This window comes from uncultured Ilumatobacter sp. (genome assembly GCF_963980585.1).
In the GTDB taxonomy this organism is placed as follows: Bacteria; Actinomycetota; Acidimicrobiia; order Acidimicrobiales; family Ilumatobacteraceae; genus Ilumatobacter_A.
The window spans coordinates 64,510-87,577 of the sequence record NZ_CAXCAM010000002.1 but is presented as its reverse complement, the minus strand read 5'-3'; the positions used below and the strand labels follow the sequence as shown (position 1 = coordinate 87,577).

Below are 23,068 nucleotides of genomic sequence, written 5' to 3'. Positions count from 1 at the left end.
ACACGGTGCTTGACCTGCGCCTGCGAACGGTGAAAGACCGTGCACTCGGCCCGATTGCCGAGTCGCTTGCAGGTCGCATCGCACCGCTCACTCTGTCGGTGATCGGCATGCTCCTGTGCGTCGGCGCCGGCGTCTTCGCCTGGCAGTCGGCGCCAGCCCTCGCCGTGCTCTGCTGGCTGACTGGGCGGCTGCTCGATGGCCTCGATGGACCGGTCGCACGGTCAAGCGGTCAGGACTCCGACGTTGGCGGCTATGCGGACCTCCTGCTCGACACGATCGGATACGCAGCAATCCCACTGGGCGTGGCAGCCGGCGCCGGCGACCTCCGCCACTGGGCGATTGCGGCCGCGCTGCTCGCCACGTTCTACGTCAATACCGTCTCGCTCCTCTTGCTGAGTGCGATTCTCGAGAAGCGATCGAACGGCAAAGCACACTCCGGCGAAACCACAACGATCACGCTCCCGCCTGCTCTGATCGAGGGCACCGAGACCATTGCGCTCTTCACCCTCGCCTTGGCGATCCCGGCCTGGGCGGACACGTTCTTCATCATCATGGCGCTCGGTGTCGTCGTGAGCGTGTTGCAGCGTGCCAGCGCTGCGCGTCGACTGCTGATCTGACGCTCACGCAATCGCCCGCCCCGTGGCGTTGTCGAAGACGACAAGATGGTCGACCTGAAGTCGAACAACGTCGCCTTCGCTCACCTCCGCCGGGAGCGTCAGCCCACAGCGCCAACCACCGATATCGCAGTATGCGCCACCCGGTCCGCCTGGCACGATCTTCGTCACCGCGGCCACCACGGGCCCGTTCGGCGACGCGACGACATCGCCAGGCCGAATACCCAACGTGACCTGTTGACCGATGTGATTCGCCAATACCGGCGCCCACGCCCGATGGCGCAGCGCTGGCGCCGCATCATGCGCCGCTCTCCGATGCGCGACGTCCAGCCAGAAACCTTCTCGGTCAGCACTGACCGTCGCCGGGAGGAGCCAGCAGTCCCCTGTTCCGACGGCAGCATCGATGGTTGCCGGCGATCGGTAGACCGCATCCGGATGGTCGAACTGCACCACCCGTTGGCGGTGAATGACGACGAGACGGCTCGGCATCGTCAAAGCGTCGATGGGGTCGTTTGTCGCCATGACCGTCGTGACGCCGTACCCCGCTTGCAGCATCGCCAACTCAGTGCGCATCTGTGCCTGTCGGGCAGCGTCAAGGCGCACCAGCGGCTCGTCAAGGAGCAACACCCGCGGCGTCCGGACCATCGTTCGGGCGATCTGCACGAGTTGTGTCTCGCCGCGACTCAGCTCATCGGGACGCCGGGCCAACAGATGCTCGAGATGCATCGCCCGGGCCTCGGCGTCGACCCGATCTCGAATCTCCTCTGCCTCCCGTCGTCGGATCTCAAGCGGGAAGGAGACGTTGCGACGCACGTTGCGACGACGAAACATCACGGGCTCCTGGAACACCATGCCGACGCCGCGATCAGCCGTCTTGGTCCGAGTGACATCGATTCCGTCCAGCAGCACCCGCCCCGGACAACATCGGTGAAACCGGCAATCGTGCGGATCAAGCTGGTCTTGCCGCTCCCTGAGGGCCCGATGACGCCGACAAACTCGCCGTCAGCGATGTCGAGCGACACGTCGCGGAGCACGATGGCCCCATGCACCGCGATGGTCACGCTGTCGAACTCGACCGAGGCCATACGTGCTCAGTTGCCGCTGCCGACAACGCCGAGAACCCAGCCTTCTTCGTCAACCACCGTCGACTCCATGCCTTCATCGATTCTTGGCCGGAACAGAGCCTCCAACTCACCCGAGGCGTCCAGGTGAGTGAGTCGCCGGGCGGTCGCCTCAACTTGTGCGGCATCCTTGACGACACCGATCGGCACCGTCACATCCCACAACGACGGCCAGACTTCAGCGACCACGAGATCCGTCACCGGCGGCATGTCCAGACCCGTGTCGAACGGCCACACGGCGAGACGTTGACCAAGGATCTGCCGCAGACGTTCGAGCGCCGCAATGCCAACAAGGCTCTGACTTCCGACTGCACCAGCTCCGAGTAGCTGCCAACACGAAAATGGTCGGCGGCCGTCGCTGCGTAACTGTTGCTCGACGATGCGCCACTCAGGCGGCCACCCTTGCGCACGGTTCGGTTTTGTCGTCGTCAGCGATGCATTCGCCTTCGACGGCGGACAACCCCAGAACGGTCCCGCTGGCCTCTGGGGTCTCTGCCAGCGTGCCGCCATCGAGTCGTTCAACCGCTGAGCGACATCAAATCGATTGTTCCGATTCTGCTCATCGTCGGTGATCGATGCGCCGAGATGTGACCACAGCGCGGCCCAGGGGACACCGACGAGACCGGCACGTTCTGCGGTTCCAGATGGAAAACCGAGTGAGAAGTCGACGCCCAAGAGCGTTCGTCGTCCCGGCTCTGCCAGCGCCGCCATTTCTCCGAGCGCAACCCGGCGGGTCGGCGGATTACTCAACGTGCAGGAGCCGTCTTCGACGACCGCGATCCATATCGAGTCGGGACCGGTTTTCGGCGAGGCGCTCGCACTCCAGTCGGCCACAGCAATGCGGTCGAAGAGCGGCGGACTCATCATGCAACCGAAGGACGTCAGGCCAACACGGTGCTGACGGCGGCAAAGTGCAGGCCAGCCGCAACGACTGTGAACGAATGCCACACTTCGTGATAGCCAAACGTCAGCGGCCACGGATTGGGTCGCTTGACCAGCAGTACCGGGAAGCCGACGGTGTAGGCAACGCCGCCTGCGATGATCAGGCCAAGCTGCACCGACGTCAGGTTGTCGAGGAGCGCAGGGGCAGCGACCACCAGGGCCCACCCCATGATCGGGTACAGCGCATAGCCAAGCCACTGCACACGACGAAATCCACCCATCTTGATGGTCATCCCGAGCGCCGCCATGATGCCGACCGCCGAGAGCACCGGAATGCCCCACTGAGGAGGAAGTGCCACAAGACAGACCGGTACGTACGTCCCGGCGATCAGCAAGTAGATCATCGTGTGATCAAGGCGTTGCATGATTCGTCGAACGCGGTCCGTCTTGGCCAAGCGGTGATACGCCGCCGAGGTACCGAAAACCAACAGCAGAGTGGCGGCATAGATCGCCGCCGACGTGCGCGCCGCGGCCCGTTCGGACACCGCGATCAAGACAATCCCGGCAGGAATGGCAGCGGCAAACGCCCACGCATGCATCCGACCACGCCACACCGGCCGCTCGTGCAGCGGCATCAGGTCACGGCCGATACTCATGTACTCACCGTACTGCGCCCGATTGAACACCTCGCCGCGTGCGGCCAAATGTTCAGTTCCGACATCGACTCAGATGTCAGCCGGCCAACCCAGTCATGAGCTCGGTGACTGCATCGCCGTACTTGTCGAGCTTTGCCGGTCCAACACCTGAGATCTTCGCCAGCTCTGACTTCGAGGTCGGGGCCATCCGGGCGATCGACACCAGAGTCTTGTTATCAAACACCACGTAAGCAGGCTTGCCGTCCCGCAACTGATTGCGGAGTTCTTTCAACGCGGCGAAGCGTCGCTCGGCTGCCTCGTCAAGATCCGCGGTCGGGTCGGTCTTCGACGGTGACGTCGATCGCTTCGCTGATTCCGGACGGTGCGAGGACACGACCGCGCGTTCAGCCGGTTCGGCGGATGGCTCAGTGGTGAGCTCGGCGACGAAGGGGCTGGGCGATGGCCCAGTGACGATCGTCGCGTGCTTGCTGGCGCGGGTGATCGCCACGTGGAACAACCGGCGCTCTTCCTCCACGTCTTCAGCGAGACGATGCGGATACTGCTCGGCGTCAGCGAGGTGGACCACCACGTGCGGCCATTCCTGCCCCTTGACCCGGTGGACGGTGGACAAGGTGACCCCGCCAGGCTGTCGACGCACCGCGAGGTGCTCGCGCAGCCAAGGCTCAAATGTCGCGACGTCGTCGTGCAACGCCGCAAGATGTTGGATGGCGGTGAGGTCGTCACCTTGCGCTGCACGGTTCATGCCGCGGCGATGGGCGTCGAGCGTGCCGACGGCACCAGCAAGCCCGATGCGGTCGATCAACGTCAGCACCAGGTCCGAGGTCGGAGCCCGGTCCTTGACCATCTGTTGCAGGGTCTGGATATCTGCAGCGAAGTCGGTCACCCGTTCTTGGTCGCGCTCAGTGTTCAACCGCCCAGCGAGTCGGTGCAGGTCAACGATGCTGCGCTGTTCGCACACCCAGTCGTTGATACGCGGATGGAATGATCGCGAAGGACGCCGGAGCGCCTCGCGGATGTCGTCGGGGCCGAGGGTGTCGCGCGTTGCCAGGCGGAGCCAAGCAAGGACGGAGCGGACCGCGGTTCGATCGGCGAACTCCAAGCCGACGCCACCCGAGATCGGGATGCCATTGACAGCGAGCGCGACCTGCACGGGGGCGAGCAGCGCATTGACGCGAGTCAGGACAGCGATGTGATCAGCTGGGGCACCGGAGCGAAGTGCATCTTCCACGGCACGCTGCGTCGCACTGATCGGGTCGACCGCCGTGTCGACGTTCCATCCTCCGGTATCGGTCGAGTTCGCTCGAATGGTCTTGGCGACGCGCCGGCCGTTGTGTCTCAGCAACCGATCAACGATCTGGACGACACCCGCAGGACACCGATAATTGACTTCAAGGGGATGCGTGCCTGCGCCCGGAAACAGATCAGCGAAATCAATGAGCCACGAAGGGTCGGCGCCGTTGTAGCCATAGATCGTCTGATCGTCGTCACCCACGCCAAACACGGCGCCACCGGGTGACGCAAGGAGACGGATGAGCAACAAGTGAGCCGGCGTCAGGTCCTGAAACTCGTCGACGAGCATGAGACGACATGCTCGCTGGGCGGCGCGTCGCGCATCGGGCTGCGAGAGCAGCACGAGCAACGCCCGATGAATCTGATCGTCGAAGTCGACCGCTCGTTTCCGTTCCAGAGCAGCCCGGTAGGCAGGCCATGCCGCGGCAAGACCCTCGACATCGCCGTCGTAGCGAGCCTCCGCATCGCTCGGGTCGACCAGGCCAAGACGGATCAAACTCAAGGCCTCGATCCACGGTGCAACCGGATCACTGTTGCGGCGCCGCGGAAACGACACCAGGTCGCCAATGATGCGCCTGACGTCGACTTCATTGATGGTGTTCCATCGCATCGGTTGCGGCGCGAATGGTGGTGCACCATTGACAATCGCAAGGGCGAGTGCGTTGAGTGTTCGTACTTGTAGTCCAGGGAGGTCCGGCGTCCGCTCGAGCATCTCCTCTTGGGCGCGCTTGTTGAATGCCACGAGGCTGACGGCGCTGGCCGGCAGGTTCCAGACTCGGAGCAGGTGACGCGCTCGTTCGGTCAGCACACGCGTCTTGCCCGACCCGGCGGGGGCGATGATTCGTGCTGCACCTCCCGGGTGAGTGACCGCCTCGAGTTGATCCGGAGCAAGGTCGGCATCGGAGACGTTCGCAGCTGGCGCAACGAATGACCGATGCTCGATGGCAACGGCGTGCAAGACAGCCACGCCATCGACTGGGTCGGTGTGCCTGACCGGGCCAGCATCGAGCCACACGACATCACCACTGGGCGTCCGAATGTCTCCGAGCCCGGTGGCCGGCACCGTTGTTGCACCCAGCGCGATGGCCTGGTCGAGCGCGATCCACGTCGGGGTGTCACCACGAAGATCGACGGCATTGGCCCACACAAGGTGATGCAGTTCTTCGAGCTCGAAGGTGAAGTCGGCGCCGACTTCGTACGGCTGCGCCTCGGTCTTCAGTTTTGGCTGACGGTCAAAATCGGTGGCGAGTTCGATGACGAGGCGCCGACGATCGTGGTGGGCCGACCGAAGAACGGCCAGCGCGCTCCCAGGATCGGTGAGCGTGTCGGCCGAGATGACCACCCGTTCAGCATCCGCCCACGGAGCGACGATTTGATCGCCAGTACTCACAAGGCCGTTCCGTGCCAGGGCGTCGGGCCCGGGTTCGGCAGGAGCAACTCCCCGCGGAAAGCGCTGTGGTTCGATGCCTGCCCGCTGCATCGACCGTGCTGGCGCTGCACCTTGCGAGTCGGGACTGTGTGTGGAGCGGTGCTGGGCGTCGGATTCGGTGGCCGCTGTCGCCTCGGCGGATGCATCGTCGGGAAGCCCACCATCGTCGAGCGGGACCTCGAGCTGACCATTGTCGTGCCAGCATTGGCGTATCTGAGCGGGCGAGTCATGCTCGCCGTTGCAGTATGCGCACGCAATCGCCATGGACGCCGACTGTAGCGACCCGACCCCTTGAGCGCACACACGTTCGATTGAAGGGGTCAGGTTTGCGGGGCTCGGCGGCACGCAATGGAAGACTGCCGCATGACCTTCGTCCACGGCCGACCGATCACCGAGAACCGGCCTGAGCTGGTTCTGATCCGCCACGGCGAAACAGCATGGAGCCGCTCGGGCCGGCACACCGGGCGAACCGACCTGCCACTCACCGAGACCGGACGGAACGAGGCACGTTCGATTTCGACGGCCGTTGCAGACTTCGACTTCTCACATGCGTTCTCGAGTCCGCTGCAACGCGCGTGGGAGACGGCTGGAATCGTCGGGCTCCATCCCGATCGTGACGACGACTTGCTGGAATGGGACTACGGAGAGTACGAGGGGATCACGACCACCGAGACGCGTCAGACGATCCCGAACTGGTCGGTGTGGACCCACGAGATCGTCGGGGGCGAGTCAGTTGACGAAGTCGGGGTGCGCGCCGATCGTGCGATCGCCAGGCTGTCGCAACTCAACGGTCCGGTCGCCGTCGTGGCACACGGCCACTTCCTGCGGGTCTTCGCCGCTCGCTGGCTCGACCTCGACGCTCGAGAAGGTCGACGGTTCGTGCTCAACACGAGCACGTTGTCGCTGCTTGGATGGGAGCGAGAGAACCGGGTGATCAGGCGCTGGAACGACCCCTGCGGTTGGTGACGGTGCCGTCGTGGCCTCCGACGCTCACCAGGCAATCTCAGGGAGGCCGTACGTGACGCACAAGCCGGCTCCGTTGAGCAACAGCATCGACATGACGATCAGGCCGACGGTGAATACCCGCCGCGGCGTCCGATCAGCAGCCGACATCTGAGGCACGGGCATGTACCACTCAGGGAGCAACTCGGCGCCCGCCGATTCCTGTCCGAACGCAACAGCATCAGCAGCAAACGGATCGGCCGGCGAGGCGGCCATTGCGAGTTCGGTCAGTTCGGCGTCGCTCAGCGGTTCGGCCATCCATTCATCGTAGAACGCTGACCGAGTGCCACGTCCCGTCGATCGCCGGTGTTTTCAAGCTGTTGATCGGGCCCGGAAACGCAATGGTGCCGCCAGCGGGACAACAACACAGGTACAGGGCATGATCCCCCAAGCAGTGCGGTGCGACTCACGTCGCCTCGCTTCCGCCGACTCTCCATGTGTTGCGCCACTGGCGGCACTAGGTCTCACTCTAGGAACCTCTGCCTGTGGGATGGAAGAGGGACAACCCTGTGAATTACGCGGTGATGTCAGTGGATAGCTGTTGACGAGCATGTGGACGCAATGTGAACAAGCAGGGTTTGTCCACAGCCTGTGGTCACGCCCCTGCCGCACTCGACCCGCGAACCAGATCAGCTGGCGACAACCACGTCCACCGGAATCCCGTTCAACACTGCTGTTCCCGACAGCGGATCCATCGCTTCGTGGTCGGTGAGCACGTTCGAGTTCACTCCGGCATGTTCGGCCGCGACGCGCATCTGTGCTCCGGGCGCATCGTGTCCCCAGCCGTGCGGCAAGCTCACCACACCGGGCGTGATGCTGTCGGTGACCTCCACCGGCGCTGTGATGGAACCGACGCGTGAGGTGATCGAGGCGGCGCCTCCGTCGCTCAAGCCGAGCAACGCTGCGTCATCGGGGTGCACGTGCAGCGTGCAGCGCGGCTTGCCCTTCATCAGCACATTGATGTTGTGCATCCACGAATTGTTGCTCCGCAGGTGCCGCCGACCGATGAGCACAAGGCCTCGATCCACAAGCCCCGGAACTGCTGCAGCAAGACGGTCGAGGTCGTCGATGAACACTGCTGGTGCAAGCTCGACCTTGCCGCTCGGCGTTCGAAGAATCTCGGGCAAGCGGGGCTCGAGCGCCCCGAAATCGCGGCCGTGTGGACGGTCCAGCAGGTCGTCGAGCGACGTGCCCTCCGGCTCGGAACCGAACCCATCGCCGAACGGGCCACTGCGGAGCATGAAGTCGAGCATCCGCTCTGGGCCCACCCGCCCTGAGGCGTTGAGTTCGGCCAGAATCTCGTCGGGATCCCGACCATGCAACCCGCTGTGCTCGCTTCGCACCGCACCGCGCACCATCGCATCGATCGCCCGGTCATCGGCGCTGGCAGGGTCGGCATCGACGCCCATGCCCTGAGCGACGAGTGTCAGCTTCGAGATGACTTCCCATTCGTCTGGCTGCCCGTCGAGCGGCAGCACCGGCTCGGAATAGTTGGCGACGTTGCGGACACCGAACTGCAGGAGCAGCAGGTCGTAGTGGCTGCGCTGGAGCTGCGAAGGCGACGGCAGGATGACGTCGGCGTGGCGTGTGGTCTCGTTGAGATACAAGTCGACTGACACCATGAACTCGAGGTCGTCGAATGCCTCAGCGAGCAATTCGCTGTTCGGATTCGAGCGGAGTGGATTCCCGCCGACGGTGATCATGGCGCGCAACTGGCCTTCGCCAGGTGTGGTGATTTCCTCGGCAAGCGCTCCGACTGGGTACTCCCCCATGACTTCCGGGTGGCCACTGACGCGTGTCGCACCGCGTCCAATCGCGAACCCGCGACCCGAGCCGCGCTTGCCGCGCGTCGTGGCTCCGCCCGCCACTGGCATGGCGAACATTGCTCCGCCTGGACGGTCGAGGTTGCCGGTGAGGATGTTCAGCGCATCGATGAGCCAGGTTGCCGTCGACCCAAACTCGGTGGTGGTCGTACCGATTCGGCCGTACACCGATGCGGTCGTGGCCGCAGCGAGTTCGCGAGCCAACGTGCGGATTGCCTCCGCGCTGACGCCCGTTGCCGCAACAACCGATTCAGGGGTGAATGGCGCAATCGCCGCAGCGAATTCGTCAAGCCCGTTGAGGTATTCCGCGACGTGCGGACCGACGTCGACGAGGCTCTCTGCCACGAGGACATTGCACATCGCTGCGAGCAGCAGTGCATCAGAGCCCGGCCGAATGGCAACCCACTCATCGGCTTCCTCCGCCGTACGTGAGCGCCTGGGATCGACGACTACCACCTTTCCGCCGCGCTCGCGGATGCGCTCGATTCTCCCCGGGAAGTCAGGAGCAGTACACATGCTGCCGTTCGATGCGTACGGGTTGGCACCAAGAATCAAGAGATGATCGGTGCGGTCCAGGTCGGGAACCGGCACTGCCACCGGCGACCCGAAGACGTGGCCTGCCGCGACGTGGCGCGGCATCTGATCGACCGTTGATGCGCTGTAGCGGTTGCGGGTCCCCAGGCCCGTCAGCAGAGTCCGCAGATACATCATCGACGACAACGAATGTGCTCCTGCATTGCCGCCATAGACCGCCAGGGACGACCGGCCGTGACGGTCGATGACACCTCCGAGTCCGACCTCGATCTCGGACCACGCCTCGTCCCAGGTGACCTCAACGTGCACCCCGTCGCGCTTGGCCATGGGAACCCGCAGGCGGTCTGGGTCCTCGTGGAGATGCTTGAGTGTCGACCCCTTGGGGCAGATGAAGCCCTTCGAGAACACGTCATTCATGTCGCCGCGGATCCGTTGAACCGTCTCGCCACCCGCCCCGTCGGGCTTGAGGGTGATCTCCAATCCGCACGTTGCCTCACATAGTGGGCATGTCCGGTACGCGGTTCGTGTCCCGACCTCGACCCCGATGGGGGTCGCAGTTTCGATTGCGGGATCGTTTTCGGTGACGGCCATCACCGATGCTCGCAGACACGTCGATCAACCGTCGAGTCTGCCAGTCTGCGAGGATCACGCCATGATCCGTCGCGTCTTCCCCGACTCTGCTGAGACGACCATCGAGCAGGCCTACGACGCTCCACTCGGAGCACCGTCGGGTCGACCCTGGGTGGGGTTGTGCATGGTCAGCTCAATCGATGGATCAACCGTGGTCGACGGCCGAAGCACTGAGTTGTCGAGTGCGAACGACTTGGCTCTCTTACTGGGTCTTCGTCGGCTCGCAGACGTCATCATTGTCGGCGCCGGCACCGTTCGAGGCGAGGGGTACGGCCCACCCGACATTGCAGGCCAGCGCGTCGGCGTCGTGACCGCGAGCGGCCGCGTCGACACCTCGCTGCCTCTGTTCACCTCGGGGGCTGGCTTCCTGATCACCACCGATAACGCCAAAGTCGCCGACAATGTCGACAGCATTCGCGCCGGAACGGCCCGCGTCGACCTGCAAGCGGCCGTCAGCCGCCTCCACGAGGTCCACCCAACGCCACGGTTCGTGCAGGTTGAAGGCGGTGCGCTCCTCAACGGCGCGGCGCTGGATGCCGACCTGTTCGATGAGATCAATCTGACGACGTCACCGCTGTGTGTCGGTGGCGCAGGACCGCGCCTCGCTACGGGTGCAACCGACCTGGCGCTGCGTTTCGAACTGGCGCAGATGGTGATCGACGACCAGTCATTCGTGTTCAGTCGATGGAAGCGATCCCACTGAAGCGCCTCCTCACACGGATGCTGGGTCGGCCTTTTGCATGAGTTCGAGCTCTCGGTGGAAGTCTGCTGCAGCGTCGAAGTCCTTATAGACGCTCGCGAACCGCAGGTACGCCACCTCGTCGACAGTGCGGAGTTCCTCCAGCACGACAATTCCGATGTTTGCGCTCGTGACCTCGGAGCCTTGCAGGCGGAGCGCATCTTCAACCGAGCCCGCAATCTGCTCCAACACGACTGGAGCAACGTCACGACCCTTTGTGGCTGCGGAGAGGCCGCTGACGAGCTTCTGCCGATCGAATGGCTGGATGCGACCGTCCGATTTGAGGACCGTGAGCGGGGCATGGTCGACCCGCTCGAACGTCGTGAATCGATGCGCACAGCTCAGGCATTGCCGGCGGCGGCGAATGGCAGTGTTTTCCTCGGCGATACGCGAATCGACGACCTTCGTTTCGTCGTCACGGCAGACCGGGCATTTCATCTGTCCGATTGTAGTTCCGCGACTCCTCTCATGCTGGGGCAAGCGGCCTCGCGAGCAACGTGACGCTTGTCCGTCTCGTCGCTACCGGTCTCACTCGGCGGTGGACGGACTCGACACAGGATCAGGGAAGCCAGACGGCCTGACCGGCCTGAATCTCCACGCCGCCGTTCATCCGGATGAGCACATCGATGAAACGGTCGCGGTCTACATCGCCGCGGTAGGTGTTGGCAATCGACCACAGCGTGTCGCCTGGCTGGGCAACGTGGACCGACGGGGCGACGGCCTCAGCCGCAGCAGCTGACGCTGCCGACGCAGGTGAACCAGCCAGCCCGGCCGACATCCCAACGAGGCCGAGCATGCCGACGATGAGCATCATCGTTGCAAGGCCACCGACAACCACGCGACGCAGCGCATAGTTCGGCAGGGCCGGGCGCACCATCGCACGAACCTCGGCATGAGCACTGAGCGAGGTAGCGGACACCACACAGGGCAGGCCTCGGTCTGCCACCTGATCACGCACTCGGGCAGCGGCGCCGTGAGGGTTCGTTTGGCGATGCGGTGTAATCAGTAGTGCAGTACTCATGTCTCTCCCCAACGGATGACGTGCGATGTGTTCGGTTTCGAAGGAACGAATGAACGCTTGTTCGATTCTTACCTCATGCAGTGAACCAGGACAGGTGTTCGATGTCAACCCGTACGTGAGACTTTCTCGAACAATCGTTCCCAGTACAAATGTTTGACTCGGCCCCCGCATCACCGTACGCTGTTCGGTATGGCCCCCAAGATCAGTGCGCGCCAGCGCGACATCCTTGACTTCATTCAGCAGCAGATCAGCGACCGCGGATTCCCTCCATCGGTGCGCGAAATCGGCGATGCGGTGGGCCTCACGTCGCCATCAACAGTGCACAGTCACCTCAACACGCTGCAACGTCACGGCTATCTACGGCGCGACCCCAGCAAGCCGCGGGCCATCGAGGTCCGATACGACTCCAACAGCGGAGCAATGATGGAGAAGCGGCCCGTGCGCCATGTGCCCCTGGTGGGCGATGTCGCAGCAGGCACCGATGTGCTTGCCGAGGAGAATGTCGAAGAGTTGCTCCCCGTTCCAGCTGACTTTGCCGGCGAAGGCGAGCTCTTCATGCTGCGGGTTCGCGGCGAGTCAATGATCGACGCGGGCATCCTCGACGGCGACTACGTGGTCGCCACCCAGATCGACCATCCACACAACGGCGACATTGTCGTCGCTGGTATTCCTGGCGGCGAGGCCACCGTCAAGAGCTACTCGCGGTCGGGCGCCGAGGTCACACTGACCCCCCACAACCCCACCATGGAACCCATGGTGTTCGGCGCCGACCAGGTCGAGTTGTATGGCAAGGTCGTCACCGTGATGCGGCGCTACTGAGCAGCGTCGTTCGGTGGCGCCCACGGTGATCGTTGGGCATCGTCCGAACGATCATTCGGCGGCACAGGCAGCGCGGGCGGCGCGGCGGGTTGCGGAGGCCAGCCAGATGGCGCCTGCGTACTGGGTGCAGCGGGCGGCACTCCGGGCGTATGACTGGGTGGACCCACTGCAGGTTCCCAACGTTCGGGGCCAGGTGGTGCTGCGGGCATCCCGGGTGGAGCGGTGGGCCAGCCTTGCGGAGCGGTTGGCCACGGTGCAGCGACGGCACCACCAGGGGCCGGTTTGGGCGAACGGCGTGAGGCGATCATCACTGCGCCACCAATGACCAAGCCAGCGAGTGCTGCGAGCACTGCGCCAAGTTGCATCATGCCAACGCCATCTGAAGGGTCTTTCCCGACGGCCACGACGAGCCGAACATCTGTATCGCCAGACACGTCAACCCGAAGGATGTGATCACCGGGCGTTTCAACGCTGAACGTTCGAATCGATTCGCCGGTAAAACCGTCAACGTCGTACGTGGTCCCCGATGCATTGGTCAGGACGACGTCATCGCCTGCCGGAGAGGTCATCTCGAGCGATACCGCAGGCAAGGAGTCTCCGAGCACGCCGTACGCGCCCTCAACGGCACAGTCGCCGGCGATCGGCACGTCGAAACGACCAGCGGTCTCGATGTACATCGTGAATTCTCCGACGGCTTCAAAATCGAGCGTCGTGTCGCATCCACTCGGCGCCCGAGCCAGGTTGCTCACACCATCGGACTGCCGTTGATCAGCCGCGTACCAGAGCCCGACTGCTGCCAGTAGCCCGATGATCAATACTGCGAGACCGGTACCGAACATTGCACTCTGTTTGCTCGAGGTGGTCATGTTGCTCCGATGCGCAGGGTCGGTGGGGTCGGCGTGTCTGTCAGGCAGTCGATGCGAGTCGGCGAGCGACGAGATCGATCCGTTCATCAGGTTGTACCACGGCCACCCGAACGAAGTTGGCCCCGTCGGCACCATAGAACTCGCCGGGGCTCACCAGAGCGCCACCGTCAGTTGCCAGCCGTTCGGCGAAGTCCCATCCATCAGCAACAGGAATCCACAGGTAGAAAGCGCCAGCGGGACGAGGAACGTCGATTCCTGCCCACTCGGACAGCACGTCAGCCATCAGTTCGAGGCGACGCCGATAGCGCTCGCGTTGTTCCTCAACATGAACATCGTCGCCGAAGGCGACCGTCGCTGCAGCCTGCACGGGTCCCGGAATCAACATGCCGCTGTGCTGACGCACGCTGCGCAGGAAGTCGACGATCGTTGCGTCACCGGCATAGAAGCCGGCACGGGCGCCCGCAAGGTTGGATCGCTTCGACAGCGAGTGCACCGCGACCACACCATCGAGACCGTGCTCGAGGATCGTCCGCGGCGCTCCCTCCCAGGTGAACTCGACGTAACACTCATCGGAGAACACCGGAACAGCGTGCTTTCGACCCCATGCCGCAGCTGCTTCGAGATCGTCAAGTTGACCAGTTGGGTTGCCCGGGCTGTTCACCCACAAGAGCAATGCCCGGTCGATGTCGGCAGCGTCGACCGCACCAAGATCAAGAGTCCCGTCCGGGCCGAATGGCACGCCAACCGACCTGCAGCCGCCCAGGGTGGCCCCCATCGCATACGACGGATACGCCACGGCCGGATAGAGCACCGTGTCACGATCCGGGTTCATCAGCCGCATGAAGCGTGGCAACGAGGCGACAAATTCCTTCGTCCCGACCGCGGCAGCAATTTGGTCGACGGGAACCTCGACACCAAGGCGTCGGGCCATCCAGTTGTGACAAGCTGTTCGGTACTCGAGCGTGCCGGCACTCGGCGGATATGACCGCTCGGCATCACTCGTTCCCAGGGCTTCGACGACCGCTGCGGGCGGCGCGTCGAACGGGGTGCCGATCGAGAGGTCAACGAGCCCACCGTCGAATGCCGCGCACACCGGCTTGAGCCGATTGAGCCGGTCGTACGGATACGGCGGCGGATCAAACGGCCCGACGAGCGCCTCGGTGACGCTCATGCTTTCCCTTCAGCCGAACTGGCCGGAGACTGCGTGCCGGAGACGAATTCCGACAGGCGGCCGGCCGAGGCATCGGAGAGCCTGGCCCGAATCAACCACGCCTCGCCGGTGTCCCCAGCGCCATCACCAATCGACACCACTTCACCTTCGCGATGCACTGACGCCAAGATGTCGCCTCGGTCATACGGGACGATGAGTTCGTAGACCACGGCGAGTGCCCGCAGCCTGTCGCTGAGCGTGCGGAGGAACGTCTCGACACCCTCGCCATTGACGGCGCTGATAGCGACCGAACCGGGATTGGCGTCCATCAATGCCTGAGCTGTGCCTGGTGCCAGATCGGACTTGTTGAAGACGAGCAGTTCGGGAACCTCGGCCGCCTTGATATCTCCGAGCACCTCACGAACTGCGTCGATCTGGGCCGCTGGATCCGGCGCACTTGCGTCCACAACGTGGACGAGATAGTCGGCCATCGCCGCAACTTCAAGCGTGCCCTTGAACGACTCGACCAATCCATGCGGCAGCCTGCTGATGAAGCCGACGGTGTCGCTCAGCAACACGGGCTCGCCACCGGGCAGAGAGAGCCGGCGCGTCGTCGGGTCAAGCGTTGCAAATAACCGGTCCTCGACGAGCACACCCGACTGTGTGAGCTGATTGAGCAGGGTGGACTTGCCGGCGTTGGTGTACCCGACGATTGCCACGTTCGCGAGGCCGCTCTTGTTGCGCCCCTTGCGCTGCAGAGAGCGAGTCTCAGCCAGCCCCGCGAGATCCTTCTCAAGCTTGTGAATCCGGCGCTTGATCCGTCGACGCTCGACCTCGGTCTTGGTCTCGCCACCGCCGAATCGTGCGCCGACACCGCCCCGCTGTTGTGCCTGTTTGTCAGTGATGCCCCGCCGCAACCGCGGCAGTCGGTATCGCAACAGCGCCAGCTCAACCTGGGCCTTACCTTCGAGCGTGTGTGCGTTCTGCCCGAAGATGTCGAGGATCACCGCTGTCCGGTCAATGGCGGTACGGCCGAGCATCTTTTCGAGGTTGTACTGCTGGGCGGGGGCCAGGTTGTTGTCGAACACAACCGTGTCGGCATCGACCGCCAGACAGAGTTGCTTCAGCTCTTCCGCCTTGCCCTTGCCGATGAACCATGTGTGGTCAGGAGCAGCACGCTTTTGAACCATCCGGGCGACTTCGTCGGCACCGGCGGTATCAACGAGCAGGGCAAGTTCGTCGAGGCTGGCCTCGGTCGACTCTTCGTCATCGCCGGGCAGCGTGACGCCGACGAGCACGATCTTCTCCCGGATCGTTCGGTCGATCAATGTGGCGGCGAGCGCCTCGTTATAGGGCGTCGTCACGTGAGCGGCGCCTCGATGGTGGCAACGTGCGTGGCGGGCCCGGTCAGGGTCGCCCGGCTCGGGTACTCGAGATCAAAGGACACGCTGGCGGTGCCACCGTCCATGTGGACAAGAACTTCGGCGGCGTCGGCCTTGACGAGCCCCCACTGCTTCGACGCGTAGGCCGCGGCACACGCCCCGGTCCCGCAGGCCTGAGTGATACCGGCGCCACGTTCGTGGACGCGCATCGTGACGCCGTTCAGCTCCGGGCCCGGCTCAACAATCTCAAGGTTGACCTGCGGCACCTTGCTGCCAAGGTCGGCGAGGTCGACGACGGCGATCTCGTCGACGCCAACAACGCTGTGTGGATTGCCCAGGCTCAGGTGTGCCACGGGACGGTCGGGGTGGCAGCCCAGAGCAGACCATCCGTCAGGTTCCGAAAGCGGCACCACATCACCCATTTCAACGCGAGCCGAGATCGTGTGCGGGTCGTCAGTCGTCGACAATGTGACCGTGCGGTCGCCAGCGTCGGTCGAGATGCGCTGGGGATCGAGATCGCCGCTGCGCATTGCAAGGGCCTGCGCAAAACAACGGATGCCGTTGCCACTCATTTCGGCGCGGGACCCGTCGGCGTTGTACAGCACCATCTTGGCTGCGTACCCCTCCTTCGACTCGGCGATGAGGAGTCCGTCGGCGCCGATGCCCGTGCGACGATCGCAGAGCCGGCGGGCCAAAGCAGAAAGGTCTGTGGCGCCGGGTTGGAACGCGACGACAAAGTCGTTGCCCAGACCGTGGTGTTTGGTGAGCGTGAGTGAGGTCATTGCAGCTGCCTGAAGTGCTTGATCACGATCGGCGCCACTTCGGCAACCGGATCATCTTCGACATCAATCCAGCGTACGCGTGGATCGCGGCGGAACCATCGCTCCTGGCGCACGGCGAACTGTCGCGTCCTGGTCACGATCATTTCCACAGCAGCATCCTCGCTGATCTCACCGTCCAGATACATCAGGGTTTCCTTGTAGCCCAGCGCCTGGCCTGCCGTCTTGGAGAAACCAGCCGTGCGGAGCGAGCGCACCTCGTCGATCAACCCGTCGGCGATCATCTGACCGACGCGGGCCTCGATCCGATCCGCAATGACCGCTCGCGGCCATCGCAACCCAATCTGGGCCACTCCGGAGTCGGGATAATGATCAACGCCTGGGCCAAATGAGCTGAACGGTCGACCACTGCCCAGGGTGACTTCCAACGCGCGCACGACGCGCCGCCGATTCTCGGGTTCGATCTTGGCTGCAGCTGCCGCGTCGAGGCCGCCGAGCTGAGCGTAGAGATCAGCAAGGTCCCGCGATTCAAGCGACGCCCGGACGTCCGGCCACTCCCCCGGCAAGTCGAAGTCATCGATGACGACACGGTGATACAGGCCGGTCCCACCGACGAGTAAGGCTCGCCCCTCTCGCGATGCGATGTCGTCAAGTGCCCGGCGATGCGCTTCCTTGAACTTCGCCACTGTGAAGTCGTCGGTCGGGTCGACGAGATCAATGCAGTGATGTCGCACCGCTGCACGCTCTGCGGCGGTCGGCTTCGCGGTGCCGATATCCATACCGCGATACACCTGCATCGAGTCGATCGAGACCAATTCGATTCCCACCAGCTCTGCGGCGACGGCCAACGCCACCGACGACTTCCCCGACGCCGTCGATCCGACAAGCGCCACGCGAGGCGGCTGCAGGGAGTGGTTCAGAGCTGCTCGCCTTCGGCAATGCGCTGGTGGTGATGAATCACTTCGGCGACGATGAACCGGAGGAACTTTTCAGTGAAGGCCGGGTCGAGTCCCGCGTCCTCGGCCATTGACCGCAGCCGGGCGATTTGAATCTCTTCGCGCACCGGGTCGGCAGGTGGCAGCGCGGCGGTCGCCTTGTACCGGCCAACCGCCTTCGTCACCTTAAATCGCTCGGCGAGCAGATGGACGAGCGCCGCATCGATGTTGTCAATACTCGATCGGAACTCGTCAAGTTGTGGATCGTGCACCGGGTCAGTCATCAGCACTCCAACCTACCGTCGAGCTGCAGGTGGGTCCGATCCAACGGTGACCAGCGACTCAGAGTGCGGAGACAGGGATGCGAAGTTTGTGACTCGGCTCGGCGATGAAGTCAACGAAGTCGCCGGTCAAGAAGTGTGGTGCGGCGCGGACGACCCTCACTGCGGCGTAGCTCCCCGTTCGCAGCGGGCGCGGTGGCGTGAAGTGCACCAATTTGTTCTGGCGAGTTCGTCCGCTGATGACACTCGGGTCACGTTTGCTGGGGCCCTCGACGAGCACCTCTTCCACGCGACCGACTCGCGCCTCATGCTTGAGGAGCGCCGAGCGTTCGACGACGATGCGGAGACGTTGGAAACGTTCGCTTGCCACGTCGGGATCGACAAAGTCGGCCTCCATCCCTGCGGCCTCGGTCCCCGGGCGGGGCGAGAAGATGAAGGTGTATGCGTAGTCGTACTCTGCAGCCGCAGCGACTTCGAGGGTCCGCTCGAAGTCATCATCGGTCTCGCCAGGAAAGCCAACAATGATGTCGGTCGACACTGCCAAGTCATCGATTGCGGCGCGTGCCTGGCCGAGCCGTTCGAGATAACGAGCGCCGGTGTAGCCGCGATGCATCAGCGCCAGAATTCGATCGCTGCCCGACTGCAGCGGGTAATGCAGGTGCTCACACACCTGTGGCGTTTCGGCCATGGCTGCGAACGTGTCGGGTCGCATGTCTTTCGGGTGCGGACTGGTGAACCGAACTCGACGAATGCCGTCGACGGCACCCACATCTCGGAGCAACTGGGAAAAGAGCGGGCGGAGCTTGGCATCGGTCTCGCCGGACTGGCGCGCGGCCAACTGCAGGTCGCGCCCATAACTGTTGACGTTCTGGCCAAGGAGTGTCACCTCGGTGACACCATCGGTCGCCAGTTGCTTGGCTTCGGCGATGATGTCGGCGTACGGTCGAGAGATCTCGGCCCCGCGGACCGCCGGAACGATGCAGAAGGCGCAGTTATTGTCGCACCCAATTTGAATCGTGAGCCAGGCGTTGTAGGAGGTCTCCCGACGAGCGGGCAACGCCGACGGAAACATCGCATGATCGTCGATGACGGCTTCGGCCAGGATCTCGGTGATCGGTACGTCCGAGGACTTCGACTCTTCGAGCAGTTCAGCCGCGCGATGAACGTTGTGGGTCCCCATCACGACGTCGACGTGAGCAGCTTTCTGCGCGACCAGTTCCTGGTCCTTCTGCGCGAGGCAACCCGACACGACGATCTGGCGCCCCTCTTTCTTGCCCTTCCAGGTCTTGAGGTGGCCGAGATTCCCGTACAACTTGTTGTCGGCGTTCTCACGGATGCAACAGGTGTTGAGCACGACAACGTCGGCGTCGGACTCAGACTCGGCTCGCACCAGCCCGTCTGCCTCGAGCAGACCCGAGATTCGTTCTGAGTCGTGATCGTTCATCTGGCACCCCATGGTGCGCACGACGTAGCTGCGTGGCACGGACTGGGGCTGTTCGGACATGAGCGAAAGGCTATCGAGGCGCTGCCGCGTCGCCCGGCTGGTCACCACGGTCAGTGCGCCGGGCGCGGACGCTATCGTTCGGGCCGTGATCGCCATCTTCCTCAACGAGAGCCAAAACCTCGTCAAGCTGCTCTACTTCGTCCACATCCTCAGCATCGTTGCTGCGTTCGGGCCACTGTTTCTGTACCCGCGGATGCAGCGCGCTGGCGAGACCAGTGCGATGGCGGCGCTGCACATGAAGCTGGTGTTCCCCGCGTTGATTCTGCTGTGGGTCGTCGGCATGGGCATGGCAGGCGTCAACAAGTTTGCCCTCGCCGAGATGTGGTGGATCACGATCACCATCGCACTGTGGGTCGTCGCTGTTGCGGTGAGCTGGTTCCTGATCAAGCCGGCCATCGGCGACACATCAGAAGCAGCCACGAAGAAGCTGTCGGCCGGCATCGGCGTGACCCACCTGATTCTTGCGATCAGCCTGGTCCTCATGGTCTTCAAGCCGTTCGTCGACGGCACCTATGTCATCAACCCCTGAACCCTGAACCCTGAACCCTGAACCCTGACCCCTGACTGCCTGACCCCTGACCCCTGACCCCTGACTGCCCGACCCTGACGGAGCGGCCCGGTCACTGGCCACCAGGGTCAAGCGACTAGAAACGAGGGATGGCCAACGAGGCGATCCCCGCAGGCGATCAGGCTTGGCTCGACCAAGTCGTCGAGCCGATCATCGATCCCGAGCGAGCAATCGTGGACCCGCACCACCATCTGTGGCCGATCGGCGGGCCGTTGCTCTACGGTCCGGCCGAGCTCGCGGCCGATACCGCGAGTGGCCATAACGTCGTTGCCACGCTGTTCATGGAGTGCAACGCCGCGTATCGCACCGATGGCCCCGCCCACCTGCGAAGCGTCGGTGAGACCGAATTCGTCGCAGCCAGCGCTGATTGGCTCGCCGCGGAGCACCCTGACGGTCCACCGATCGCTGCCATCGTCGGCTACGCCGATCTTGCCGACGCCGACCATCTCGACGAAGTACTCGACGCTCACACGGAAGCGGCCGGCGGACGCTTTCGCGGCATTCGAGATGCGCTCGCCCGCGCCACCGAGCCCGAGGCGATGATGATTGCCGGAATGAACCCGGCTGGGAAGTACGCGGACGAGTCGTTCAGGTCCGGCGTCAACCGACTCGGTGAGCGCGGACTCACCTACGACTCGTGGCACTACCACCACCAAAACCACGAGTTCCTCGAGCTTGCCCAAGCCATTCCGGGAACCACGATGATTCTCGACCACTTCGGCACACCCTGTGGAGTCGGCCAGTATGAAGGCCAGCGCGACGAGATCTTCGAGACTTGGAAGGACGACATCAGCGCCATCGCAGCGTGCGAGAACGTCGTTGCCAAGATCGGTGGCCTGGCGATGCCCGACAACGGATTCGGCTGGCACACCGCTCCGGCGCCGCCATCTTCGGACGAATTTGTCGAACAGCAGGCCCGCTACTACCTGCACACGATCAACGCATTCGGACCTGAGCGTTGCATGTTCGAAAGCAACTTTCCGGTCGATCGATTCTCACTGTCGTATGCCGTGCTCTACAACGGTCTCAAGAAGATCGCTGCGGCCTTCAGCGATGCCGAGCAAGATGCGCTCTTCTCCGGCACCGCAGCTCGCGTCTACTCCGTCGCGATCTGAGCGCCGACAGTGTTCGTCAAGCCTCTCAACACACAATGGGACGGACAGTGGCATCGCCGGTCAGGCCCGACCGGCAACACCACTGACCGTCCCATCGGTGAGGACTGACGACTCAGTCGAGCGAAATCGGTTGATCGTCAGCTTCGGAGAACGCCCCGGCCTCCGACGCAGCGTCGGCCTCGGCGACGTCTTCAACCACCGGTGCGTTCGGATCTTCCTTCAGACCACTGGCGATGAGGACCTTGTCGCTGATCTCCATCATGACCTCGGGGTTCGTACGGAGATAGTCCTTGGCCTTTTCACGGCCCTGACCAAGCTGCTCGCCTTCGTAGGTGAACCAAGCGCCAGATTTCTTCACGATGCCCAAGTCGACGGACAAGTCGACCAAGGACCCCTCGCGGCTGATGCCCTTGCCATACATGATGTCGAACTCAGCCTGACGGAACGGCGGTGACACCTTGTTCTTGACAACCTTGACTCGAGTTCGGTTCCCAACAATTTCGGTGCCATCTTTCAATGCTTCGATGCGGCGGATGTCGAGTCGGACCGACGAGTAGAACTTGAGCGCCCGACCACCGGGAGTCGTTTCCGGCGACCCGAACATGACGCCGATCTTCTCGCGCAGTTGGTTGATGAAGATGGCGATCGTCTTGGTCTTGCTCAGGTTGCCGGTGAGCTTGCGCAGCGCCTGGCTCATCAGGCGAGCCTGCAGACCCACATGGGTATCGCCCATCTCGCCTTCAATCTCGGCGCGAGGTGTGAGCGCCGCCACCGAATCGATCACAATGACATCGATCGCACCCGAACGAGTGAGCATGTCGGCGATTTCGAGCGCCTGTTCACCTGTGTCAGGCTGCGAGATCAGCAGCTGGTCAACGTCGACACCGATCGCCCGGGCGTAGATCGGATCCATGGCGTGCTCGGCATCGATGTAGGCACACACGCCACCGTTGCGCTGGGCCTCAGCGACGACATGCATGGCGAGTGTGGACTTGCCCGACGACTCGGGACCATAGATCTCGGTGATGCGCCCACGAGGCAGACCGCCGACACCAAGCGCGAGGTCAAGTGCCAGCGCACCGGTCGGCACGACTTCGATCGCCATGTTGGTGCGTTCGCCCATTTTCATGACCGCACCGCTGCCGAACTGCTTGTCGATCTGCGCCAGCGCCATCTCCAGCGCCTTGTCTTGATCCTTCTGCTTGCTGTGTGCTGCCATGTCCGTCGTTCCTGTCTGTTCGTGCTCTGCATGTGGGGCCGTGGCCCGAAGCGGTTGATGTGGGTGTTGGTGACCACCGTAAAGATTGGGTGTCACAGAGTTGATCGAGGCACCGTTGGTGGAGTGATGCGCAGCGCCTCGTTCGAATGACAGCAGTGTAGTCAACGAACGACTGTTCGGGCAAGGACCAATTATTCGAACAGTGCCGAACGCATGCGTTGGTGACGGCTGGACGACGGAACAGCCCCGACTGCGTCAGTCGCTGTCGAACACCCCAGCGGCGATGTGGGCGGCCGAAAAGTCGTCCGGCGAGACCTCGCGCCACGTCAGATCGATGGCCTGCCACATCGTGTACGACACCGGGTACGTCAGGATCGGTAACAGCAGCGCCGACGGAAGGAACACTGTGAGCAGCGGCGCCACCGGTGTCTCGGGCCACGTGATTGTCAAGGTGATGCCCAGCGCAATGATCAACGGACCGAGCGTGATCATCGCTGCGATGGCAGCGGCGCCGAGTTCGAAACCGACATCGCCGCGCCTCCAGCGCAGGCCACATGTCCGACAGTGCGGCTGCTTGGTGAACCATCCGGTAAAGAATGCTCCGCGTCCGCCACACCACGGGCAACGCCGCACCATGCCGCGCGACATCATGCGAACGAAGCCAGGTGACGTCACGACGCCACGATACGACACCGCGCGATGTCAGCAT

Annotated in this window: 22 protein-coding genes and 1 pseudogene; 6 read left to right on the top strand and 17 right to left on the bottom strand. The window is 63.5% G+C overall.

The window, feature by feature from the left end; translation table 11 throughout:
* The first annotated feature begins 5 nt into the window (after positions 1-5).
* Positions 6-617: a CDP-alcohol phosphatidyltransferase family protein gene (locus tag ACH2DW_RS01315; protein ID WP_394927904.1), complete on the top strand. Its 612-nt coding sequence runs from the start codon at positions 6-8 to the stop codon at positions 615-617.
* Between the two features lie 3 nt (positions 618-620).
* On the opposite strand, the pseudogene ACH2DW_RS01310 reads toward ACH2DW_RS01315, so the two are convergent.
* The 4 genes and pseudogenes from ACH2DW_RS01310 to ACH2DW_RS01295 form a co-directional block, all read right to left on the bottom strand.
* Positions 621-1,699 (bottom strand): annotated as a pseudogene (locus ACH2DW_RS01310) (ABC transporter ATP-binding protein).
* A 6-nt stretch (positions 1,700-1,705) separates the two neighbouring features.
* The gene (locus ACH2DW_RS01305) at positions 1,706-2,599 is read right to left on the bottom strand and encodes a cobalamin biosynthesis protein CbiG (RefSeq protein WP_394927903.1); all 894 of its coding nucleotides are present in this window, start codon (positions 2,597-2,599) and stop codon (positions 1,706-1,708) included.
* A 17-nt stretch (positions 2,600-2,616) separates the two neighbouring features.
* Positions 2,617-3,273, bottom strand: a complete 657-nt coding sequence (locus ACH2DW_RS01300; RefSeq protein ID WP_394927902.1) for a hemolysin III family protein — start codon at positions 3,271-3,273, stop codon at positions 2,617-2,619.
* 76 nt (positions 3,274-3,349) lie between these two features.
* Positions 3,350-6,256: an ATP-dependent helicase gene (locus ACH2DW_RS01295; RefSeq protein ID WP_394927901.1), complete on the bottom strand. Its 2,907-nt coding sequence runs from the start codon at positions 6,254-6,256 to the stop codon at positions 3,350-3,352.
* A 99-nt stretch (positions 6,257-6,355) separates the two neighbouring features.
* On the opposite strand from ACH2DW_RS01295, the gene ACH2DW_RS01290 reads away from it, so the two are divergent.
* Positions 6,356-6,958, top strand: coding sequence for a histidine phosphatase family protein (locus ACH2DW_RS01290; protein ID WP_394927900.1), 603 nt, complete (start codon positions 6,356-6,358; stop codon positions 6,956-6,958).
* A gap of 24 nt (positions 6,959-6,982) precedes the next feature.
* On the opposite strand, the gene ACH2DW_RS01285 is transcribed toward ACH2DW_RS01290, so the two are convergent.
* Positions 6,983-7,252, bottom strand: coding sequence for a hypothetical protein (locus ACH2DW_RS01285; protein WP_394927899.1), 270 nt, complete (start codon positions 7,250-7,252; stop codon positions 6,983-6,985).
* A gap of 371 nt (positions 7,253-7,623) precedes the next feature.
* A complete protein-coding gene (locus ACH2DW_RS01280; protein ID WP_394927898.1) occupies positions 7,624-9,942 on the bottom strand; it encodes a molybdopterin oxidoreductase family protein in 2,319 nt (772 codons plus the stop codon).
* Between the two features lie 61 nt (positions 9,943-10,003).
* On the opposite strand from ACH2DW_RS01280, the gene ACH2DW_RS01275 reads away from it, so the two are divergent.
* A complete protein-coding gene (locus tag ACH2DW_RS01275; protein ID WP_394927897.1) occupies positions 10,004-10,684 on the top strand; it encodes a dihydrofolate reductase family protein in 681 nt (226 codons plus the stop codon).
* Between the two features lie 9 nt (positions 10,685-10,693).
* Here the strand turns inward: ACH2DW_RS01275 and nrdR are convergent, their stop codons facing one another.
* Together nrdR and ACH2DW_RS01265 are read right to left on the bottom strand one after the other, a co-directional pair.
* Positions 10,694-11,158, bottom strand: a complete 465-nt coding sequence (nrdR, locus tag ACH2DW_RS01270; RefSeq protein ID WP_394927896.1) for a transcriptional regulator NrdR — start codon at positions 11,156-11,158, stop codon at positions 10,694-10,696.
* Between the two features lie 121 nt (positions 11,159-11,279).
* Positions 11,280-11,741 carry a LysM peptidoglycan-binding domain-containing protein gene (locus ACH2DW_RS01265; protein ID WP_394927895.1) on the bottom strand — a complete coding sequence of 154 codons (462 nt, stop codon included), beginning with the start codon at positions 11,739-11,741 and terminating at the stop codon, positions 11,280-11,282.
* 189 nt (positions 11,742-11,930) lie between these two features.
* Between ACH2DW_RS01265 and lexA the strand changes: the two genes are divergently transcribed.
* The gene (gene lexA, locus ACH2DW_RS01260) at positions 11,931-12,560 is read left to right on the top strand and encodes a transcriptional repressor LexA (protein ID WP_394927894.1); all 630 of its coding nucleotides are present in this window, start codon (positions 11,931-11,933) and stop codon (positions 12,558-12,560) included.
* Here the strand turns inward: lexA and ACH2DW_RS01255 are convergent.
* From ACH2DW_RS01255 to miaB, 7 genes are read right to left on the bottom strand one after another with little or no spacing between them, the layout of a single operon-like run.
* A complete protein-coding gene (locus tag ACH2DW_RS01255; protein ID WP_394927893.1) occupies positions 12,554-13,426 on the bottom strand; it encodes a hypothetical protein in 873 nt (290 codons plus the stop codon). The genes lexA and ACH2DW_RS01255 overlap by 7 nt on opposite strands.
* A gap of 40 nt (positions 13,427-13,466) precedes the next feature.
* Positions 13,467-14,597 (bottom strand): aminotransferase class I/II-fold pyridoxal phosphate-dependent enzyme, encoded by a 1,131-nt coding sequence (locus ACH2DW_RS01250; RefSeq protein WP_394927892.1) that lies wholly within the window; start codon positions 14,595-14,597, stop codon positions 13,467-13,469.
* The gene (hflX, locus tag ACH2DW_RS01245; protein WP_394927891.1) at positions 14,594-15,940 is read right to left on the bottom strand and encodes a GTPase HflX; all 1,347 of its coding nucleotides are present in this window, start codon (positions 15,938-15,940) and stop codon (positions 14,594-14,596) included. Before hflX ends, ACH2DW_RS01250 begins: the two co-directional genes overlap by 4 nt.
* Positions 15,937-16,740, bottom strand: a complete 804-nt coding sequence (gene dapF / locus ACH2DW_RS01240) for a diaminopimelate epimerase (protein ID WP_394927890.1) — start codon at positions 16,738-16,740, stop codon at positions 15,937-15,939. The genes hflX and dapF overlap by 4 nt, the downstream gene beginning before the upstream one ends.
* Complete coding sequence (miaA, locus tag ACH2DW_RS01235; protein ID WP_394927889.1) at positions 16,737-17,630, bottom strand: tRNA (adenosine(37)-N6)-dimethylallyltransferase MiaA; 894 nt, start codon at positions 17,628-17,630, stop codon at positions 16,737-16,739. The genes dapF and miaA overlap by 4 nt, the downstream gene beginning before the upstream one ends.
* A gap of 23 nt (positions 17,631-17,653) precedes the next feature.
* Complete coding sequence (locus tag ACH2DW_RS01230; protein ID WP_394927888.1) at positions 17,654-17,956, bottom strand: chorismate mutase; 303 nt, start codon at positions 17,954-17,956, stop codon at positions 17,654-17,656.
* A gap of 58 nt (positions 17,957-18,014) precedes the next feature.
* The gene (gene miaB, locus ACH2DW_RS01225; protein ID WP_394927887.1) at positions 18,015-19,457 is read right to left on the bottom strand and encodes a tRNA (N6-isopentenyl adenosine(37)-C2)-methylthiotransferase MiaB; all 1,443 of its coding nucleotides are present in this window, start codon (positions 19,455-19,457) and stop codon (positions 18,015-18,017) included.
* Between the two features lie 85 nt (positions 19,458-19,542).
* On the opposite strand from miaB, the gene ACH2DW_RS01220 reads away from it, so the two are divergent.
* A complete protein-coding gene (locus tag ACH2DW_RS01220; protein ID WP_394927886.1) occupies positions 19,543-19,986 on the top strand; it encodes a hypothetical protein in 444 nt (147 codons plus the stop codon).
* 128 nt (positions 19,987-20,114) lie between these two features.
* The gene (locus tag ACH2DW_RS01215; RefSeq protein ID WP_394927885.1) at positions 20,115-21,140 is read left to right on the top strand and encodes an amidohydrolase family protein; all 1,026 of its coding nucleotides are present in this window, start codon (positions 20,115-20,117) and stop codon (positions 21,138-21,140) included.
* A gap of 112 nt (positions 21,141-21,252) precedes the next feature.
* On the opposite strand, the gene recA is transcribed toward ACH2DW_RS01215, so the two are convergent.
* Positions 21,253-22,359: a recombinase RecA gene (gene recA / locus ACH2DW_RS01210; protein WP_394927884.1), complete on the bottom strand. Its 1,107-nt coding sequence runs from the start codon at positions 22,357-22,359 to the stop codon at positions 21,253-21,255.
* Between the two features lie 255 nt (positions 22,360-22,614).
* Complete coding sequence (locus tag ACH2DW_RS01205; protein WP_394927883.1) at positions 22,615-23,034, bottom strand: DUF983 domain-containing protein; 420 nt, start codon at positions 23,032-23,034, stop codon at positions 22,615-22,617.
* Positions 23,035-23,068 lie beyond the last annotated feature (34 nt).

Coding starts and splice junctions, on each gene's coding strand:
- ACH2DW_RS01300 (WP_394927902.1), bottom strand. CDS start 3,273: ATGAGTATCGGCCGTGACCTGATGCCGCTGCACGAGCGGCCGGTGTGG.
- ACH2DW_RS01215 (WP_394927885.1), top strand. CDS start 20,115: ATGGCCAACGAGGCGATCCCCGCAGGCGATCAGGCTTGGCTCGACCAA.
- ACH2DW_RS01255 (WP_394927893.1), bottom strand. CDS start 13,426: ATGACCACCTCGAGCAAACAGAGTGCAATGTTCGGTACCGGTCTCGCA.
- nrdR (WP_394927896.1), bottom strand. CDS start 11,158: ATGAAATGCCCGGTCTGCCGTGACGACGAAACGAAGGTCGTCGATTCG.
- ACH2DW_RS01275 (WP_394927897.1), top strand. CDS start 10,004: ATGATCCGTCGCGTCTTCCCCGACTCTGCTGAGACGACCATCGAGCAG.
- ACH2DW_RS01265 (WP_394927895.1), bottom strand. CDS start 11,741: ATGAGTACTGCACTACTGATTACACCGCATCGCCAAACGAACCCTCAC.
- ACH2DW_RS01305 (WP_394927903.1), bottom strand. CDS start 2,599: ATGAGTCCGCCGCTCTTCGACCGCATTGCTGTGGCCGACTGGAGTGCG.
- miaB (WP_394927887.1), bottom strand. CDS start 19,457: ATGTCCGAACAGCCCCAGTCCGTGCCACGCAGCTACGTCGTGCGCACC.
- dapF (WP_394927890.1), bottom strand. CDS start 16,740: ATGACCTCACTCACGCTCACCAAACACCACGGTCTGGGCAACGACTTT.
- ACH2DW_RS01295 (WP_394927901.1), bottom strand. CDS start 6,256: ATGGCGATTGCGTGCGCATACTGCAACGGCGAGCATGACTCGCCCGCT.
- ACH2DW_RS01285 (WP_394927899.1), bottom strand. CDS start 7,252: ATGGCCGAACCGCTGAGCGACGCCGAACTGACCGAACTCGCAATGGCC.
- recA (WP_394927884.1), bottom strand. CDS start 22,359: ATGGCAGCACACAGCAAGCAGAAGGATCAAGACAAGGCGCTGGAGATG.
- ACH2DW_RS01290 (WP_394927900.1), top strand. CDS start 6,356: ATGACCTTCGTCCACGGCCGACCGATCACCGAGAACCGGCCTGAGCTG.
- ACH2DW_RS01250 (WP_394927892.1), bottom strand. CDS start 14,597: ATGAGCGTCACCGAGGCGCTCGTCGGGCCGTTTGATCCGCCGCCGTAT.
- ACH2DW_RS01230 (WP_394927888.1), bottom strand. CDS start 17,956: ATGACTGACCCGGTGCACGATCCACAACTTGACGAGTTCCGATCGAGT.
- ACH2DW_RS01280 (WP_394927898.1), bottom strand. CDS start 9,942: ATGGCCGTCACCGAAAACGATCCCGCAATCGAAACTGCGACCCCCATC.
- lexA (WP_394927894.1), top strand. CDS start 11,931: ATGGCCCCCAAGATCAGTGCGCGCCAGCGCGACATCCTTGACTTCATT.